Source organism: Fibrobacterota bacterium, assembly GCA_019509785.1.
In the GTDB taxonomy this organism is placed as follows: Bacteria; Fibrobacterota; Fibrobacteria; order UBA11236; family UBA11236; genus Chersky-265.
Genome location: JAEKLQ010000023.1, coordinates 1 through 17251 on the forward strand (window position 1 = coordinate 1; position 17251 = coordinate 17251).

The window sequence follows — 17251 nt, forward strand, 5'->3', positions numbered from 1 at the left end:
GGAGATCCTTGGTATACCATCCCCCTTTCTACATTCCCAGCCCTCACTGTTAATGGAAGTAATAGCATGATCACATTACAGGCTCCTGATGGAAGTGCTAAACCATGTTGCGCCGGATACAGTGTGAATCAAATCCAGATTACTCCTCCAACGGGTAAAGAAAGCCAATGGCTGAGTATCATCCTTAGCGCAATTTCTACAGGCAAAAATATTAGGGTAACTGGGGTTTACAATGACGTAAGCGGAACAAAATGGATTACGAGTGGGACTGCCAATCCGGCTTACATTACTCTTGTCCCAGTCGGGCAGTAGAAAGATTGGCATCACGCGTTTAAATCATGTCCTCGGAATTTCGAAATCGCGGTCGGCCTTTTCCATCCTCAGGTATCGTTGCCATAAATTTATGTTGAGAAATCGGTATTAAATCTTGTCAAAACAAGAAGGAATTCTCGGGTGCTAACCCGGGGGCGCCTAAATCCGTGGCAGCTCTTTGAGGCCCGACAAAGTATGGTCGGATCTTTCTGGAACTAATCTTGCGGTTGTGATAAAGCTTTCATGAAATTTCCGCGCTAATTATTATTATTTCCCTGGCCCAGATCAGACCGCGACATCACTAATCAGTAGCAAGCCTCGCGAGAGGAAAATGCCCTGAGATTGGAATTGGACTGGGTCGCGATCTAACTATCGAATTCAGGAGGTTTCATGAAACGATTGATTTTAGCCCTTGTTTTGTGTTGCATAGGTCTCCCTTCTGCCGCCACCACGGTGCAGGGCAAGGTCAAGGAGCTACAGGTTTATAGCGAGAACAATTCCGAGAAGCCCACTGCCTGCACGCTCGGCAACATCTATGTCCTCATGGACAACAATGTCACCTATTGGCATATGGGGTCGAATTGGTCAGCGAGTTCGAACCAGATACTCTCTTTACTAGTCGAAGCCTTCACCAACAGCCAGACAGTGAAACTCGAGGTTGAGGATGCCGGTACGAATTGCGCTCCCACGAACTATAAGAAAATCCTGTCCGTGCGACTGGTAAAGATCTAGGGGAAAGCCATGAATAAGCGAGTAGTATTGGAAAAGCTGGCTCATAGGGGATGGAAGATCTTCTGCCTAGTGGCAGTCCTCGTTCCGGGGAATCAATATTGGGGGAACGCCGCACAATATCGCGACCGTAAACCTAATCCAAGGGTCCAATACCTATATCTGTTGGTTCATCTTGGACGATGCCGCCGGATATGGGAAAATCCTCTTCAGCTTAATGATGGCAGCCCAGGCTGCGAACAAAAAGGTTGATGTGGAGTATTCGGACGTGGCGCCGGTCCCAGCCATCTATACTCAAGACAACCCCACCACGTCGGCAACGTTGAATCTTTGGTCCGCCTCCACTCACTGATCTAGCCGTGACCCTGAAATGGTTTTGAAGGTGTAAAGGCCGAAACCCGACTTTCATCCCCCGATGAAAGCTTCCAACCGCCGTTCCAACTCCTCCAGATCCCCCGCCAGCCGCGCCACGGCCGCATCGTCCCCGGGCGCCGGATGGAAATCGGAGTAATCGTCGAAGATTTGGCGGCCCCGCTGATCGTCCCGCGCCAGCGAGGCCAGCATGCTGGCCTTGAAAGCGGGTAGGCGCCCGCGCTGGCCGGCCGCCCAGGAGCGCGCGTCCGGAACGGAAGGATGCCCGTGGGCCAATTCCTTGCGGATGGCGGCGACCAGATCGGAAAGCTCCATGCCCCAGGCCTCGCCCGGCCGATCGGCGTAGGCGCGCATCAGGAAGAAGGCCAGGTAATCCTCGTAGGCGGCCAAGGCCTTCGCCCTGCCTTTGCCGCGCAGGAAATTCTTACCCAAGCCGGGCAGGGTATCCTCCAGGTAGAAAGGCCGATCGGGCGGGGCCGCGCGCAGGGCCTGGTGCGCCTTCAAGACCTTGTGGGCCAAGGCCGCGGCGAAGAGGCGGCCGGCGAAGAAGCCGGTCTTCCAAGTGGAAGACGCATCATCATCGGGGGAGCGGCGGCTGGCGGCGCTCCCGCTTTCGAACTTGTACATGCGCCGCACCAGCGCATAGGCGTTGTCCGACCACATCCATCCCGGAACGATTTCGTTGAGGCCCCGTCCCGCTGCGCCCCCATCGGACCCGTTCGTACCGGGCGCGCCTTGCGGTTGGTTGATGAGGGAGAAGGGGAACGCCACCCGCTGGGGCGCCGTCGACACGCCGGTGGCGATGAGGCTATAAGGCGCGTCCTGGTAGTTGGCCGGGAACTTGATGGAACAGCCTAGACCAAAAAAATTGCCCTCGCCGGGGCGGATTTCCTGATCGGGCTTCTTGCCGGTGTGGTTGCTGCCCACGTTGGCGCCGTAGGCGATATTGCCGCGCCCTTCGGGCCATAGGGCGGAGATGAGCAAGGACTGATGGTGGAAGCCCACCAAGGGGCCGAGCAGGCAGGCGGTGACTTCGCCCTTGTGGATATGCGTTTCCGGGCCGATGACGGATTGAGAGACCATGCCGCCCCAGCCCACTTCGCTCCCTTCCATGAGGAAGCTCTGGGAAACCTTGCCGCCCGATTCCACGCGCGCGCCGGGCTTCAGCATGGATTTTTCGATCCAGGCTTCTTCGGCGGCCACGCAGGGCTCGCCGGGGGCGGCCAACAGCGCGGACTCGCGGATGAGCGAAGCGCCGGCCACGCGGGCGCCCGGGCCGATGTAGGCGGAATGGATATGGCGCGCATGCATCACGGAAGCGCCCTTGCCGACGAAGCCGAAGGCGCTCTGGAGCGGGGCCAAAAGCGATTCCAAGCGGGCCCGGAAGGCCTTCTGCGCATCCGGGGTCAGGGAGAGCGCCGCCGTCGCGTCCTCCAAGGTCAGGGTGTCCCAAAGCCAGAGGCTGCGCGTGCCCGTCTCGACGCCGGGATGGATGGTCCGGCCCAGGCTGAAGGTGGTGGGGGCGGGGCAATCCAGTTCGCCCACGCCCACCAGAACCGCGCCCTCGTCGATGACCTGGCGATCCAATCGCGCGATATGGTACAGGCAAGCGTTGCCGATCACGGCGTCCCGCACTCGGCAATCGGCCATGCCCGCCGGCCATGCGCGTCCGTCCGGGCCAGGCCAAGATCCGTGGAAACCGCTCAGGAGCACGTCGCCTTCGAAGGTATTGCCGCGGAGGGCCGAGAGCCCGGCATCGCTTTCGATGCGCACCCGGTTCCAGTCCGGACAGGCGTTGCCCTGGTTCTCCAGGCATAGCCGTTCGCCCTGGGTGAGCGGCCTTCCCGCCTTCAGGCGTTGCCCGGCTTGGGACAGGCTCCGCAGGCCGGCAGCCAATTCGGAAGCGGCCAGCGCCTGCGTAAGGCGATCCGCGAGATCTTCGAGCATGCCCTGGTCGTTCTTCCCGATCATGGTTCGCTCCCCGGCCGGAAGATAACTTCTCAAAGCTACTTTTGGCGCGTGGCCCAAGTCCATGCCTTTTTCGATTTCGACGATACCTTGTGCAGCGGGGATAGCATCCTCTATTGGCTGCGCTTCTATTACCGGAAGCGCCCGGCGCGCCGGGTCTTCCAGATCGCCAACGGCATCGCCCTCATCGCCTTCGCGCTGCGCCTTATCGATAGCCATGCCTTGAAGCGGGTCTTCCTATGGCCGATGGCTTTCGAGCCCGCCGATGCCCTGGATCGCCTGGCGGCGGAATTCGTCGCCGCCGATTTGTCCGCCCGCTTGCACGTGCCTGTGTTGCGCCGTCTATGGACGCATCATCTGCTGGGGCATAAGGTGGTGATCCTCTCCGCCAGCGCCACTTTCTATTTGAAGCATCTGAAATCGATCCTGCCCATGGCCGATATCCAGGGTTCGGAAATGATCTGGCCCGAGCGGACTTTCGCTTTGCCGCGCTATCGGGACGGCAATCTGCGCGGGGAGAACAAGCTCAAGCGGATGGGCGAACTGGGCTACGGCGCCGAAGCCCGGGCCCTTTCATTCGCCTATTCCGATCATTACCATGATCGCTTTCTGCTCGGGTTTTCCGAATTCCCGATCTGCGTGCGGCCGGAACGCAAGCTGCGCCGCCTGGCGCGGGAAAAGGGCTGGCCGTCGATGGACTGGGAAGAGCCGGGCCGTTGGCCGGGATGGAAGGTGCTACTGGGGAAATTCGCCTCGCTGGTTTTCGCGGCCGGGCCGGGCCTGCCGAAGACGGGGAGCGATCCCCTCAAGGAAGCGGCCGGGGCGCGGGAGTATGCGCCGGAGCAGGTGCGCGCGTTGCGGGAACGGGTGGCGATGCGCTATCCGGGAGGCCAGCCCGCGGAAATCTACGCCGCCCTATTCGGCGCTCCGCGGACGGAACGGTAGCCACCTTTCAGAATCGCCATCCCGCCTGGAGGCCGTACTCCCGCCGCAAGGGGAAATAATTATCCCTCCGCCTTTCCCGGGTTCCCAATTCACGACCGTAATCGTATTTGAGATAGGCGGGCCCCAGCCAGCGCCCCGATTCCAGGCCGTACCCGAAGGTGTACCAGGGATGTTCGCCATAGCTCCGGTCCATGGAGCGGCCGGCCCGCAAATTCACCAGGCCGAACCAAGTGGTTTCCAAGCCGGTATGCGATTCCGTCTCGCGCCAGTACCGGGAAATCGGGGCGTCCAAATCCTTGTAGAAGGCCTGATAGAAGGGATAAGGCACTCGGTCGCTGTCGTATCCGCTGAAAATCTTGGAGAATTCTTGTTGGACCAGGACCCGGAAGATGGGGAAGCGCGTACCGCGAAACGGCGAGTAGGCCAGGGAGTAACCGGCGCGATACCGCATATCCAAGGGATCGAAATCATAGGGTCCGGAATGGAAGAAGGAGTAGGGTGGCCCCAGGTTCGCGAATGCGATACCCCAATCGATGCGGACCCCGGGCAGGGCCTTCGGGAGGCTCCGCCCCGCGGCCCCCAAATCGAAGGCGAAACCGCTGGTGGAGCCGGGCTCCGCGCTGATGGAGCCCGGAGCCGGGACCGGCTCCCATATTACATAGGGAAGATCGTACTTGTAGGATTTCAGGGTCAGGCCGAAGGACCAGGCATGGCGTGTGGTGCGGCCTTCTTTCTCTCCGAGGAAATCCACCGCTGGGCAAAGGGTGAGGGCGTAGACCCGGACCCGTTCCCGACCGCCCCAATCGCCCGTAAAATCGTTTTCATCGAAAGCGACATATCCCAAGCGCGGCAGGTAGAGCGACGGGACCCGCAATAAGCCGTCGAAGGCGGGGCCCATTTCCGCGGTCCCCGTGAATGGCCCGTTCCAGGACTTCTGCCGAATCTGGGGACCCCATTCCGGACCGTTCCACAAGACCAGCCAATCGGGATGGAGCTCGAGGGAAATCTTATCCCAAGGATAAGACAGCGCCGGCAAGGCCGGATTGAACGCCGCGCCATGGGCCTGGTCCGGCAAGGCCACGCCTCCTTTCCCCATCCCCATTTGCCGGGCCCCCGAGGCATCGACGAGGATCTGCGCCGATGCGCCGACCGCCAAAACGCATAAGGCCGCTCCGGCCCGGCGGGCGCAACATCCGATTCCGAACATATCCCTTTGGACGCTCCTGAAGCCCGTACCCGCTCACTTCCGGAACGTGGGACTGGACCCGATGGCAATAATAACTACCCTCTCGGTCGGGCGGACTAAATTCAAAGGACCATTTTTCCTGATACGAACCGCCGCCCGGAGAACGGACCAGCGCCTGCAACGACTTCATTCATCGATTCCGCATGCGCGTTGCGAAGGGATAGGCGACCTAGGCGAGGGCTGGCTTGGCCATCGACCGACTCGTTCGCTTCGCCCCGCCCGCAGCCTGTCTGAGCCCCGGCCCGCGGAGCCCGCGATCGCCGGTCACCGCGCGCCGTGGCCGGTGATCACCACCCACACCGTCCGCAGCAGGATATACAGATCCAGGCTCAAGGACATGTTCTCGAAGTACCACAAATCGAACATCACCTTCGTCTTCACGTCGTCGATGTTGGTGTCGTAGCGATGCTTCACCTGGGCCCAGCCCGTGAGGCCGGGCTTCATCTTCAAGCGGCGCAGGTACAACGGCACTTCGTGCCTCAGCTGGCTGATGAAATGCTGCCGTTCCGGCCGCGGGCCCACCAGGCTCATGTCCCCGGACAATACGCACCAGAGTTGCGGCATCTCGTCGATGCGCGCGCGGCGCAGGAAGCGCCCCAGCCTCGTCACCCGGGCATCGCCCGCCTTGGCCCATTGCGGCCCGGCCGCCTCGGCATCGGTCCGCATGGTGCGGAACTTATGCACCATGAATCGTTTCCCGTATTGCCCGATGCGCTCTTGGCTGTAGAACACCGGTCCCTTGGAGTCGAGCTTGATGAAAAGGGCGGTGAGGGCCATGAGCGGCGCGCCCAGGACCAGGCCCAGCCCGGAGATGGCGATGTCCATCAGGCGCTTGAGCTTGGCTTCCCAGGCGGGCATGTGCTCGGGGAAAAGCTGCTTCAGGGTAATGCCGTGCACGGCGCTGGTCTTGAAATGCCCGCTGGCCACGTCGTACAGATCGGGCACGATGAAGATGGAAAGCGGGAACTCGGCCACATGGGAAAGCACGCGCAGGATCTCGTTATGCGACGCCGATTCGTGGCTGATGATGATGCCGCCGATCTTGTGCTTAGGGATCAGCTCCGGCAATTCGGCGTACTTGCCCAGCACCGGGGCTCCGCCGAAATCGGGGCCCCGCTGCCCCGGGTTCTCGTCCACGTAACCGGCGAGTTTCCATCCCATCTCGGGCACCTCGGCCAGCTCGCGTTGCATGCGCAGGCCCGCTTCCGTGGCCCCCAGGATCAGCACCCGGTCCAGCCCGATTCCCTTGCGCAGCAGGCGCCGCACCAGGGTTTGCGACAGCATGCGGAAACCGTTCACCGAGACGAGGAAGGTGACCCAATAGGAAAGGAAGGACGCCGCGCGCGTCCAGGTGAACACGTGGCCCAGGCGATGCTGCTGGATCTGCTCCAGCACGTCCGAGCCGGTGGTGACCGCCAGGATGATGAGGCAACCGGTGGTGATTTCCTTGGAGACCACCCCCAATTGCACCGCGCGGGATTGCAGGTACCAGTCGCGGTAGAGCCCGCTGATGAAAAAGTAGGCGATCCAGATCAGGGACAGGACGAAGGCGATGCGGGAGAAATGGCCGAACTCGCGCCCGGGATCGAACAGCTCGGGAAAAAGGCCGCTCTTGTATCGCAACCAAAAGATGAGGGCGAACGCGAGGTTGAAGGAAACCACGTCGGAGACGAATATCAGGTACTTCTCGAATTTGCGCGCTAGCATGGATGAGGGCCCCGGCCCCGTCGGGCTAAATTACAATGGAAAATGGAGGGAGAGGCCATTCCGGCATGGATATGCGACTTTTGGTATAATTGGGAGACCAATAGGCTGGAGCGGAAGAGCATGGATCGGGAAGATCAAATCGCACCGGAAGCGGTTAACGGACGGATTCGCCGACTCCATGAAGATTCCGGCGATCGGGAATATTGGCTGTCCCAAACCCCCGCCCGCCGACTCGAAGCCACGGCTTTCCTGCGGAGGCAATATTTTGAAATCCGGCAGCAGCCTGAACCAAGACTTCAAAGAGTTCTTAAGCTTATTAATCGAAGAGTCGGTTGAGTTCGCGCTGGTAGGCGGGCTAGCCGTCGCATACCACGGCTACCCCCGGTACACGGGTGATATGGATATCCTCATCGCCCGCGATGCGGCCAATGCGGAAAAGGTCCTGCAAGTTCTGCGCCGATTCGGATTCGCATCGCTGCGCGTTACCTCTGCCGACTTCATGACTGAAGCTAACGTGATCCAACTCGGGTTTCCGCCCGTCCGGATCGACTTGATCACTTCCATCGACGGCGTGGAGAACGCGGAAATCTTCGCCGGTAGGATCCTGGATGATTTTTTCGGGCTCAAAATTCCGATCATTTCATTGGATCATTTGAAACGGAACAAGAGAGCCACCGGCAGGACGCAAGACTTGTTGGACCTGCAAAACCTGCCCTGAAAAGGCTTTCCGGCCCTAACGATAGAATCGCAGCACCTGGGTGGGCGCCTGGATGATGTCCAGGGCGTCGATGCGCTTGAGGGCGCGCCGCACGTTCGAATTCTTGGTGGAATGCGTCAGGAAGATCACCGGGACCCGTTCCGGATCATGCTCCGGCTTCTGCACCAGGGCCCGGATGGAAATGCCCTCTTCCCCCAGGATGGCGGTCACCTTGGCCAGCACGCCCGGCTTGTCCACCGCGGTCAGGCGCAGGTAGAACTCGGTCTCCAACTCGTCGATGGGGCGGAGATCGGCGCGGTTCCGCGACGAAAAGAAGCCCATCGGTTGGACCTTGGGATTGCCCGTGGCCAATTGGCGCGCCAGGGAAACCAGGTCCGAGACCACGGAGCTGGCCGTGGGCAGCTTGCCCGCCCCCGCGCCCGTCAACAAGATGGCGCCCACCGCCGAGGTTTTCAGGAAGACGGCGTTCAGCACGCCTTCGACGGTTGCGAGCTGGTGCTTTTTCTCGAGCAGGGCCGGGTACACGTTGGCTTGGATCCGCCCCTCGCGATCCTGGGAAACCACGCCCAGCAGCTTGATGGCGAATCCCATCTCTTCTGCCATGGCGATGTCCACGTCCGAAAGCGTGGTGATGCCTTCCACGGACATGCTGCCGTAGTCCACGTATTTGCCGTAGCAGAGGGAGGCCAGCAAGGCCACCTTATGCGCCGAATCCGTCCCCTCGATGTCGAAGGAAGGATCGGCTTCCGCGTAGCCGAGGGCCTGCGCGTCCTTCAGCGCGGTCTGGAAGGACAGTTTCTTTTGCGTCATCTCGGTGAGGATGTAATTGCAAGTGCCGTTGATGATGCAAGCCAGGCCGTGGATATCGTTGGCGATGAAGGCTTCTTGCAAGGTGCGGATGATGGGGATGCCCCCGCCGACGGCCGCTTCGAATAAAAGGAAGCGGCCCGTGCGCTCGGCCAAGGGGAAAAGATCCTGGCCATGCTTGGCAAGCAAGGCCTTATTGGCGGTGATGACATGCTTGCCATGGGCGAAGGCGGCTTCGACCCAGGCGCGCGGGGCGTCCTCGCCGCCGGCCAGTTCCAAGACCACATCGACATCAGGGCGGGAAACCAGGGCGAGCGGGTCGCGGGTGAGGAAGGGCGCTTGGCCGGCGAAGCGGTCCAGGCTGGCTTGGGAACGGGAACAGAGGGCGGTAACGGGGAATTCGAAACCCAGGCTGTCCCGGAAGAAGGCCCGGTGCCGATCCAATAAATCGAGAACGCCGGAGCCGACCGTACCGAGTCCCAGGATGCCGAGGCGGATTTGCATGGGACGGGAATTTAGCAAGATACCCTGCTTTTGCGTTTTCGCGTCCGGCGTCAAATGCTATTATAGCCCCTGCCCCGATGCCTTCGGAACGGGGACGAACCTATGTCCTCGAAGTCGGCGCTCATCACCGGAATCACCGGGCAGGACGGTTACTACCTAACGGAATTGCTCCTGGAAAAAGGGTACGACGTCCATGGGATATCCCGTAGCGCGCATCCCGGCCACCCCGGCATGGCTCCGCTCGTCGAAAAGGCTTCGCGCGCCGGCCGTTCCCTCCATCTCTATCCCGGGGACCTCTCCCAACCTGGGACCCTCTCTGATCTGCTGATCCGCATCGATCCGGACGAAGTCTACAACCTCGCGGCCCAATCCCGCGTCAACATCTCGTTCGAAGCCCCGGAAGCGACCTTCGAAGCCAATGCCTTGGGGGTGCTTCGCCTCTTGGAAACCATCCGCCGGGAAAAGCTCCGGGCCCGCTTATTCCAGGCCAGCTCGGCCGAGTTATTCGGCGATCCCGCTGAGCGCCCGCAACGGGAATCCACGCCCTTCCGCCCCCTTTCCCCGTACGCATCCGCGAAGTTGTATGCGCATTGGATCGTCCGCAATTACCGCGAAAGCTTCGGCATGCATGCCGGGAACGGCATCCTCTTCAACCATGAATCCCCCTTGCGTCCCGAGACTTTCGTGACCCGGAAAATCACGGCCGCATTGGCGAGGATGCGGGCCGGGAGCCCGGAAATCCTGCGCCTGGGCCTCTTGGACGTGCGGCGCGATTGGGGCTTCGCCAAGGACTACGTCGAGGCGATGTGGCTCATGCTCCAGCGGCCGGAGGCGGACGACTACATCGTCGCCACCGGGGAGAGCCATAGCGTGCGCGAATTCGTGGAGCTGGCGGCGGAGCAGGGGGGGTTCCGAATCCTTTGGGAAGGGACCGAGGTCGAAGAAATCGGGCGGGATCTTCATACCGGCAAAATCCTGGTGGCCATCGACCCGCGTTTCTTCCGGCCCGCCGACTCCGAGGGCACGTGCGGGGATCCCGGCAAGGCCGCGCGCCAGCTGGGATGGTCCCCCAAGATCCTTTTCGGCCAACTGGTGGAGCTGATGATGCGCGCCGACCTCGCCCGCGCGGCCGCCTGACCGGCCGTTCCGGGATGTACGGCCGGGAGAGATTGCTATAATTCCTTCCCGGAAAGAGGAGACGCATGCCGAACAAAATCGCTTTGATCACGGGGGTGACCGGGCAGGACGGATCCTATCTGGCCGAGTTCCTTCTGGAAAAGGGTTACGACGTCCACGGGATCATCCGCCGCACGTCCTTGTTCAATCGCGACCGCATCGAGGAATCACGGAACCTGGCGCGGCAAAGCGGTAAAGTCTACGAACTGCACTACGGCGATATGGGCGATTCCAGCAGCTTGAACCGCATCATCGCCTCCGTCCGGCCCGACGAGATCTACAACCTCGCCGCCCAAAGCCATGTCCAGGTATCCTTCGACGCCCCCGAGTTCACGGCGGACGTGGATGCGACTGGCGTGCTGCGCCTGATGGAAGCCGTGCGCATCAACAAACTGCAAAGCCGCGTCTATCAGGCTTCCACCTCGGAATTGTACGGGAAGGTCCAGGAGGTCCCCCAGAAGGAGACCACCCCATTCTATCCCCGTTCGCCCTACGGCGTCGCCAAGATGTACGCCTTCTGGATCGTGAAGAATTACCGCGAGTCCTACGGCATGCACGCGTCCAACGGCATCCTTTTCAACCACGAATCCCCGCGGCGCGGCGAAAACTTCGTGACGCGCAAGGTGACCCTGTCGCTGGCGAAAATCAAGGCGGGGCAGCAGAAGACGGTGCGGATGGGCAATCTGGACGCCCGGCGCGATTGGGGCTATGCCAAGGACTACGTCGAGATGATGTGGATGATGTTGCAGCAGCCCGAGCCGGATGATTACGTGGCGGCGACCGGCGAGATGCACACTATCCGCGAATTCATCGAGAAGGCCGCGCCCTATGCCGGCTACGAAATCGCCTGGGACGGCGAAGGCGTCAATGAAGTGGGCCGCGATCGCAAAACCGGCAAGGTGCTCATCGAGGTGGATCCCAAGTTTTTCCGGCCGGCCGAGGTGGAACAGCTCTTGGGCGATCCGACCAAGGCCATGACGAAACTGGGATGGAAACCGAAGGTGAAGTTCGAGCAACTCGTGGAAATCATGATGAAAGCCGATTTGAAGGCACAGGGCGTGGGCTAGGCGATGCGCATGCCCGGCAGGGCTCCCCGTGAGGCCCACCGGGCGTTGGCCGCGGCCGCTTTCGCTTGCCTCGGCGCGCTGCAATCCTTAGCCGCAACGCCGCCCCTCGACATCTCCGCGCGCGATCCCGCCTTCGCCGATTTGCGCCGCATCGAGGCGCGTTCCGGCATCCTCCTTCCCGGCCAATCCTTTCCCCAGCCGCTCAGGCCCGTGCGGGCCTGGCTGGATGGCGGCGTTCTCACCTCCTCGGACTCGGCGCGCCTCTTGGATCGCTTCCCTTTCGCCGCGGGCGGGGAAGCGGTTCGCTGGAGCGATAGCGCCCGGGGCAACCTCTTCCTGCTCTCGCCCCTGGCCGAAGCCGGAGGCGAGTTCGGCGCGGCCGGGGATACCGCTCCCGACCTGGCCCGAGGCGGGCTGGGGGCGCGCATCTACGGGACCTTGGGGGGCAGGCTGGGATGGTACACCCATGCCATCGTTTATTCCGAGGAGGCGGATCGCGCCTTATGGAGCCACCAATTCGATCCCGGGTTGGGGGAAACCTATACGGTCGAAAAGGGCGCCGGCGACAGCCTGCTGGACATGCGGACCTACAACCGATTCGAGTACTACGTGAATTACGACCATGATTGGTGGTCAATCCGGGCCGGACGGGATCATGTCCACTCCGGACCCGGGTATTTTTCGTCCCTGACCGCCACGCGCGAAACCCCTCCTTACTACCAGGCCTCCGCGCGCATCGATTTCGCCCCTTGGCTGTCCATCGAGGATGAATTGCTCCAGATGACCGATTCCTCCTTCGACGTGCTGAAGTACGCGAATCTGCACCGGCTCGCCTTCCGTCCCATGCCCTCGCTGCAATTGGCCTACGAGGATCTCGTCATCTACCAGGACCGCGATCCCGATCCGGCCTACCTGCTACCCTTCGTGCCGCTCACCTTTTCCGAGGCCAATAGCGGCGGGCGCGATAACGCCTCCATGGCCTTCGACGCGGCCTGGACCGCACCCGGCGGCCTTATGCTCTGGGGCCAATTGTTCCTGGACGATCTGCTGGGGCCGGCCACCCTCTTCGATAACTTCTGGGAGAACCGCTGGGCGGGGCTGGCGGGATTCCAATGGGTGTTGCCTGCGGCTTGGGCCGACGCCGACCTGGTGGCGGAGTATTCCCATGTGGAGCCGTGGACCTATAACGGCCGGTTGAACCACACCAGCTTCAAGCATTACGACGTCCCCAGCGCCAGCAAGCTGGGGCCCGATTCCCGCAGCCTGGACGTACAGGCCGGTTGGCGCTTCTTGCGCGCCTGGCAGATCCAGGAACGCTGGCAATGGGATACCAAAGGGACGGGGCGCGGGTCGATCTTGGGGACCATCCACGACGACGCCATCGACGGCCAGACCAAGGTCTGGTTGGGGGATGCGGAGACGGCTTGGTCGGCAACGCAGGAGATCTCCTGGTTCTACCGCCGCTTCGCGGAAGCGCGCTTTTGGTGGACGGAAACATGGGGAAAAGGCCGCGGAAGCCGATTCGGGGCGGAGGCGAAGGCCGGATGGTGAGCGAAGAACGGTTTCGCCTTAAGGAATTTTCGCTCTAGGAATTAGAGCGAGGGGCCGGTTGGTTCTGGTTGTCCGGCCCCGGTTCCGGAAGTAGTCTTCCCTACATGAGGGATGAACGGAACCTGGTCGGCGCATTCGCGATACTGCTCGCCACCCTGAACCCGCTCTGGGGCGCCCTGCCGGCGGCCCCCGTGCGCCAATTCCTGCCTTGGCAGGGGAACGTCTTCGCGGCCACGGACTCGGGCTTGTTCGTTTCGGCGGACACCGGAAGGACCTGGAATGCCGCGACGGCCGAATGGGCCGGGCGATCCGTCGACACCCTTGTCGAGGATGGCCGTACCCTCTATGCCATGGCCGCGGACACCCCCTATGCGTTGTCGGAGTCCGGCGCCTGGGTTTCCTTATGCGGAGGGGATTCCGGTAACGTTGCTTGTCCGGATTCCAAGGGTAAGCGAAGCTTGGCCGCGTTCGATTCGGGCATCGTGCTGCTCCGAAAATTCGACGGCTACCAATCCAACGATCAAGGCTCCACCTGGCGGGCCTGCGACCGTAACCTCGGTTATAATAACGGTCCGATTTTCCGGACCAGGAAAGGGCTCTATTATTTCGGAGAGGGAACGGGCATCTATACGGCCCACATCGCCCGCATCGCGGGGTCCGGGATCGATTCCTCCCGCGTCGGCCTGCAAGTACCGATGTGGCTGCCGCTTTATTCCTATACCCGGGTAAACGTCGTTTCGGATTCCGTCATCGCGCTCCACTTCATGGACGACCGGAGGCATAGCTACGATACGATGAACCCCTACTTTTCCATGGTTTCCCATGACGAGGGCAAAACGTGGGCGCGCGCCGTCTTGGGCTGGTCCCCCAACCGCGGCCTCGCCCAGGCGGATAGCGAGATCTATTACATCGACTCGACCGGCGCCTTGCGGCGGGGCTGGGTGGACCTCTCGGCAACGCTGCCGCCGAAGCCGGCCGTGGCGGGATCGGGATTCAAGGCATTAGCCTTCGCATACGACAACTTGCTGGCGGCCGATTCCATGGGAAGGGTCCTTCTCCTGCCGCGTTCGCAGTGGCATCATGATCGCATCGAACACTCCCTGCGCATCCAAGGACGGACCTACGGGAAGTTCGCCGATCTCGCCACGCCTTCATTCCGGGGCGAGATCTGGCTTGCGCCCGGCGACACTCTGCATGAGAAGGCCGTTGCCTCTTATGGCCAATACAATTCCTGCGGAGCGGACCTGGAATGCTGGAAGCAGTACACCCAGGTGTTCCAATCCTGGCACGCCATCGGCAAGGCGGAGATCCTTCCCGATACCCTTTCCCCAGAGGTAACGGTGCGAATGGGTACGGAAGCTGTCCAATTGGAACCGGTGTACGCGTCGGAGGCTTCCTTGGGCATTAGCGGACAGGCGCCTCCGGGCGAGCCCAGGGCCCGCCTTTCCCCCGCGGGCCTGGATTTGCGGATCGCCGGGGAGAGCAGGTCCGATTTGCGGATCCGGTTCGAGTCCATCGACCCCTCGGGGCGTTGCGCGAGCGCGGATCTTGAGCTGAAAGGCCGGAATGGGGACTATTCGATTCCCTTGGCGCTCATCCCCGGAGGCGCGGAAGCGGTCCGGCGGGGCCTGCGATGCTTCCGGGTCCGATGGGCCGGCGGCAACATCCGTTGGAAGCAATCGTTTCTTTGATGGAATGGATAACCTGCTGGGCTTGGGTCCCGTGGGTCCGTGACCCAAGGGATAACGGAGAACCAGGTAGAATGGTCCTTGCCCGGCGGCTAAAGCCGAAGTAAATTCGGGGAATTCTCCGGCTTCCGCGCGCCGGGCACTTCAGGAGCACTCGATGACCCGTCGCATTCAAGCCATGGCGGCCGTTTCAATTCTGCTTGCTATCATCCTGCCAGGTTGCGATGACGGCAATACCCCCTCGGTCACCACACCTCCCGATTCGGCAGCCACCGTTCCCCGGGGAACCATCCGGGATGGCGACGGCCACGCAGTCGAAGGCGCCGAGATCCGCGTCTTTCCGATAGGCTATTTGCCTCAGGCGGGGGATGCATTGGCGAAAACCGCTGACCCAGGCTCGCAGGCCTTCCGGGCGCGCACGGATGCCGAAGGCCATTTCGCCTTGCCCGCGTTAACGCCGGGTCTCTATAACGTCCTGGCGATGCGCTCGGGCGACGTGAGCCTGCGCGATTCCGTCTTCCTGCCGTCCCAGGTCGGAATCGAGGATACCTTACGGGCCCCGGCTTCCCTATCGGGCCGGGTCGAGCTCCAGCCCGGGGACGATCCCCGCGGATTCGCGGTGCAAGTCGTCGGCCTCCCGTACCGCGTCGGGCTTGATACCGCCGGGACCTTCTCTTTGACGGGGTTGCCGGCCGGCCACTTGCGACTGCGCGTCGCCCGGGACGGGGCTTCCGATTACCTCGAGGGTAACTTGGAGGTGACCTTGGTAGCGGGCCGCGGGAAATCCCTGGAAGATCCCCTTTCACCCGTCTATCTGGGCGTCCCCGCGGTGAGGGGGGTGAAAGCAATCATGGATACGGCCACCGGCGTCGTTACGCTCACCTGGAGCCGGCCCAACTCCCCGCTGATCGATCATTACGTCATCGTGCGCGAGAATGCGCCTTTGAATCCCTACAATCCGTATTGGTTCAACGTCGACGATACGGTATTCAACGATACCCTGTTCCCGATGGCGCGGACCGGTTTGCCCAATCCGCAGACCGGCCTGCCGGATCCAAGCGCGGTTTATCGGGACTCCAGCGTGGCCAAAGTGCAATACCGCGTCGCTGCCGCCGGGATCAACGATCTCAACGGGCCTTTCGCGGAAAGGATAAAGGTGGAAGCCCCGCAACCCTGGACGGTGACCACGCTTTTCTCCTTCGGGAGCGATAGCTCCTCCCTTGCGGTCCTGCAGGCGGGAGAGAGCGGGCAGGTGAGCGTTTCTTTCTCGAATCCCACCCGCAAGATCAAAAAGCTGGAATGGAAGGATGCCGCCGGCCATCGCATACGCATGAGCGAACCCGATGCGCGGCAAGGACGGGACACCTTGGGGATCGATGCCCTCGCATCCGGGGATTCCCTGCGCTTGCGGATCGAGGCTACCGACGCTTCCGGTTCGGTATGGAAGGATTCGCTTCTCGTCCTCGGCGCGCCCTGGAAACGCCTGGTCGATCGGCCCATCCCCGCGTACGGCATGGTGGGACGCTATCAGATCGAGCAGCCGATGGCGGCGGTAGGAGGCAAGGTCTACGTCTTCGGAAGCCGTGGCAGCCAATCCCATACGGCTGCGACCGTGTACGACCCGGCTTCCCGAACCTGGAAAACCTCGGCCGAGGCCCCGGCCTTGGGGACGGTCGTGGCGCAAGGAGGGAAAATCTATATGGCCGCCTCGAATACGCTCTATGCCTATTCGCCTCCGGCCGATGCCTGGGATTCGTTGGGAACCCTGGTCTCGCAGCCGAACACCTACGCGGCCAGGCCCCTATTCGCCGCCGGATCCCTGCTGGCGATCGGGAATTGGCAGGGCATATCCGGTTCCAGTTACCAATCCGGCAACCTGTATGATCCGGACGCGGGAAGTATGAGCGTGCTCGCTCCCGGCTATGGGTCATTCGCGCTTGTGTATGCCACGGCCCAAAAGGCGTACTTGTCGTCCGGTTACTACGGGCTCGCTTCCTACGCGTGGGAAACCGGCTCCTTCCAAAGCCTGCGCACTTCCACATACGGTCTGAGTCTGGGTAATTCGGCTAAGGTTGAGATTAACGGAGAGATCTATTTCGTCACTGCCGCCTCTACGATGCAGGCCTATGATGAAAAGAACGATGTGAACCAGACCCTGCCGGGACCGGGATTCGCGGCCGGAACCGTCTTCTCGTATTCTCCCGATTCCATTCCCGTCCAGGCCTATGCCGTTGGCGGACGCATTATTGCATTCGCCGTGGTCCGCCCCGGCTGGGTCGAAGCTATGAGCTTTCGACCGGGGGATAGCAAATGGAAGCGCGAAATCCCCCTCCCCATCCATGGCACCCGCATCGCGAGCGCCGAATCCGCGGGCACCGTTTACGTGCTGGGGTATTATGGCAAGGACGATGCCCGCGCGGAAGAACCGCCTTCATTTTACGCCTATCCCGCCTTACCGTGA

12 protein-coding genes are annotated in these 17251 nt (G+C 61.7%); 8 read left to right on the forward strand and 4 right to left on the reverse strand.

The annotated features are described in order from the left end of the window. Positions 1 to 729: 729 nt before the first annotated feature. On the forward strand, positions 730 to 1044 hold the full coding sequence (locus JF616_02560; GenBank protein ID MBW8886615.1) for a hypothetical protein: 315 nt from the start codon (positions 730 to 732) through the stop codon (positions 1042 to 1044). Between the two features lie 402 nt (positions 1045 to 1446). Here the strand turns inward: JF616_02560 and JF616_02565 are convergent, their stop codons facing one another. Beyond that, positions 1447 to 3384, reverse strand: coding sequence for a DUF4954 family protein (locus JF616_02565; protein ID MBW8886616.1), 1938 nt, complete (start codon positions 3382 to 3384; stop codon positions 1447 to 1449). Between the two features lie 48 nt (positions 3385 to 3432). On the opposite strand from JF616_02565, the gene JF616_02570 reads away from it, so the two are divergent. Next, positions 3433 to 4326: an HAD-IB family phosphatase gene (locus JF616_02570; protein MBW8886617.1), complete on the forward strand. Its 894-nt coding sequence runs from the start codon at positions 3433 to 3435 to the stop codon at positions 4324 to 4326. A 7-nt stretch (positions 4327 to 4333) separates the two neighbouring features. Here the strand turns inward: JF616_02570 and JF616_02575 are convergent, their stop codons facing one another. Both JF616_02575 and JF616_02580 read right to left on the reverse strand, forming a co-directional pair. After that, positions 4334 to 5533, reverse strand: coding sequence for a hypothetical protein (locus tag JF616_02575; protein ID MBW8886618.1), 1200 nt, complete (start codon positions 5531 to 5533; stop codon positions 4334 to 4336). A gap of 303 nt (positions 5534 to 5836) precedes the next feature. Beyond that, positions 5837 to 7279 carry a sugar transferase gene (locus JF616_02580; GenBank protein ID MBW8886619.1) on the reverse strand — a complete coding sequence of 481 codons (1443 nt, stop codon included), beginning with the start codon at positions 7277 to 7279 and terminating at the stop codon, positions 5837 to 5839. A gap of 283 nt (positions 7280 to 7562) precedes the next feature. On the opposite strand from JF616_02580, the gene JF616_02585 reads away from it, so the two are divergent. Next, positions 7563 to 7997, forward strand: a complete 435-nt coding sequence (locus JF616_02585) for a hypothetical protein (GenBank protein MBW8886620.1) — start codon at positions 7563 to 7565, stop codon at positions 7995 to 7997. A 15-nt stretch (positions 7998 to 8012) separates the two neighbouring features. On the opposite strand, the gene JF616_02590 is transcribed toward JF616_02585, so the two are convergent. Continuing rightward, positions 8013 to 9308, reverse strand: a complete 1296-nt coding sequence (locus JF616_02590; protein MBW8886621.1) for a homoserine dehydrogenase — start codon at positions 9306 to 9308, stop codon at positions 8013 to 8015. Between the two features lie 102 nt (positions 9309 to 9410). On the opposite strand from JF616_02590, the gene gmd (JF616_02595) reads away from it, so the two are divergent. The 5 genes from gmd (JF616_02595) to JF616_02615 all read left to right on the forward strand — a co-directional run bounded on the left by gmd (JF616_02595) (position 9411) and on the right by JF616_02615 (position 17251). Further along, entirely contained in the window at positions 9411 to 10445 is a 1035-nt protein-coding gene (gene gmd / locus JF616_02595; protein ID MBW8886622.1) for a GDP-mannose 4,6-dehydratase, read from the forward strand. A gap of 65 nt (positions 10446 to 10510) precedes the next feature. Beyond that, positions 10511 to 11551 (forward strand): GDP-mannose 4,6-dehydratase, encoded by a 1041-nt coding sequence (gmd, locus tag JF616_02600; GenBank protein ID MBW8886623.1) that lies wholly within the window; start codon positions 10511 to 10513, stop codon positions 11549 to 11551. 9 nt (positions 11552 to 11560) lie between these two features. Continuing rightward, positions 11561 to 13102 carry a hypothetical protein gene (locus JF616_02605; protein MBW8886624.1) on the forward strand — a complete coding sequence of 514 codons (1542 nt, stop codon included), beginning with the start codon at positions 11561 to 11563 and terminating at the stop codon, positions 13100 to 13102. A 104-nt stretch (positions 13103 to 13206) separates the two neighbouring features. Next, a complete protein-coding gene (locus tag JF616_02610) occupies positions 13207 to 14793 on the forward strand; it encodes a hypothetical protein (protein MBW8886625.1) in 1587 nt (528 codons plus the stop codon). A 154-nt stretch (positions 14794 to 14947) separates the two neighbouring features. Next, positions 14948 to 17251, forward strand: a complete 2304-nt coding sequence (locus JF616_02615; GenBank protein ID MBW8886626.1) for a hypothetical protein — start codon at positions 14948 to 14950, stop codon at positions 17249 to 17251.

Bases quoted from the DNA above. Each gene is read 5' to 3' on its own strand.
- JF616_02565 (MBW8886616.1), bottom strand. From the start codon at position 3,384: ATGATCGGGAAGAACGACCAGGGCATGCTCGAAGATCTCGCGGATCGC.
- JF616_02575 (MBW8886618.1), bottom strand. From the start codon at position 5,533: ATGTTCGGAATCGGATGTTGCGCCCGCCGGGCCGGAGCGGCCTTATGC.
- JF616_02580 (MBW8886619.1), bottom strand. From the start codon at position 7,279: ATGCTAGCGCGCAAATTCGAGAAGTACCTGATATTCGTCTCCGACGTG.
- JF616_02590 (MBW8886621.1), bottom strand. From the start codon at position 9,308: ATGCAAATCCGCCTCGGCATCCTGGGACTCGGTACGGTCGGCTCCGGC.
- gmd (MBW8886622.1), top strand. From the start codon at position 9,411: ATGTCCTCGAAGTCGGCGCTCATCACCGGAATCACCGGGCAGGACGGT.
- gmd (MBW8886623.1), top strand. From the start codon at position 10,511: ATGCCGAACAAAATCGCTTTGATCACGGGGGTGACCGGGCAGGACGGA.
- JF616_02605 (MBW8886624.1), top strand. From the start codon at position 11,561: ATGCCCGGCAGGGCTCCCCGTGAGGCCCACCGGGCGTTGGCCGCGGCC.
- JF616_02610 (MBW8886625.1), top strand. From the start codon at position 13,207: ATGAGGGATGAACGGAACCTGGTCGGCGCATTCGCGATACTGCTCGCC.
- JF616_02615 (MBW8886626.1), top strand. From the start codon at position 14,948: ATGACCCGTCGCATTCAAGCCATGGCGGCCGTTTCAATTCTGCTTGCT.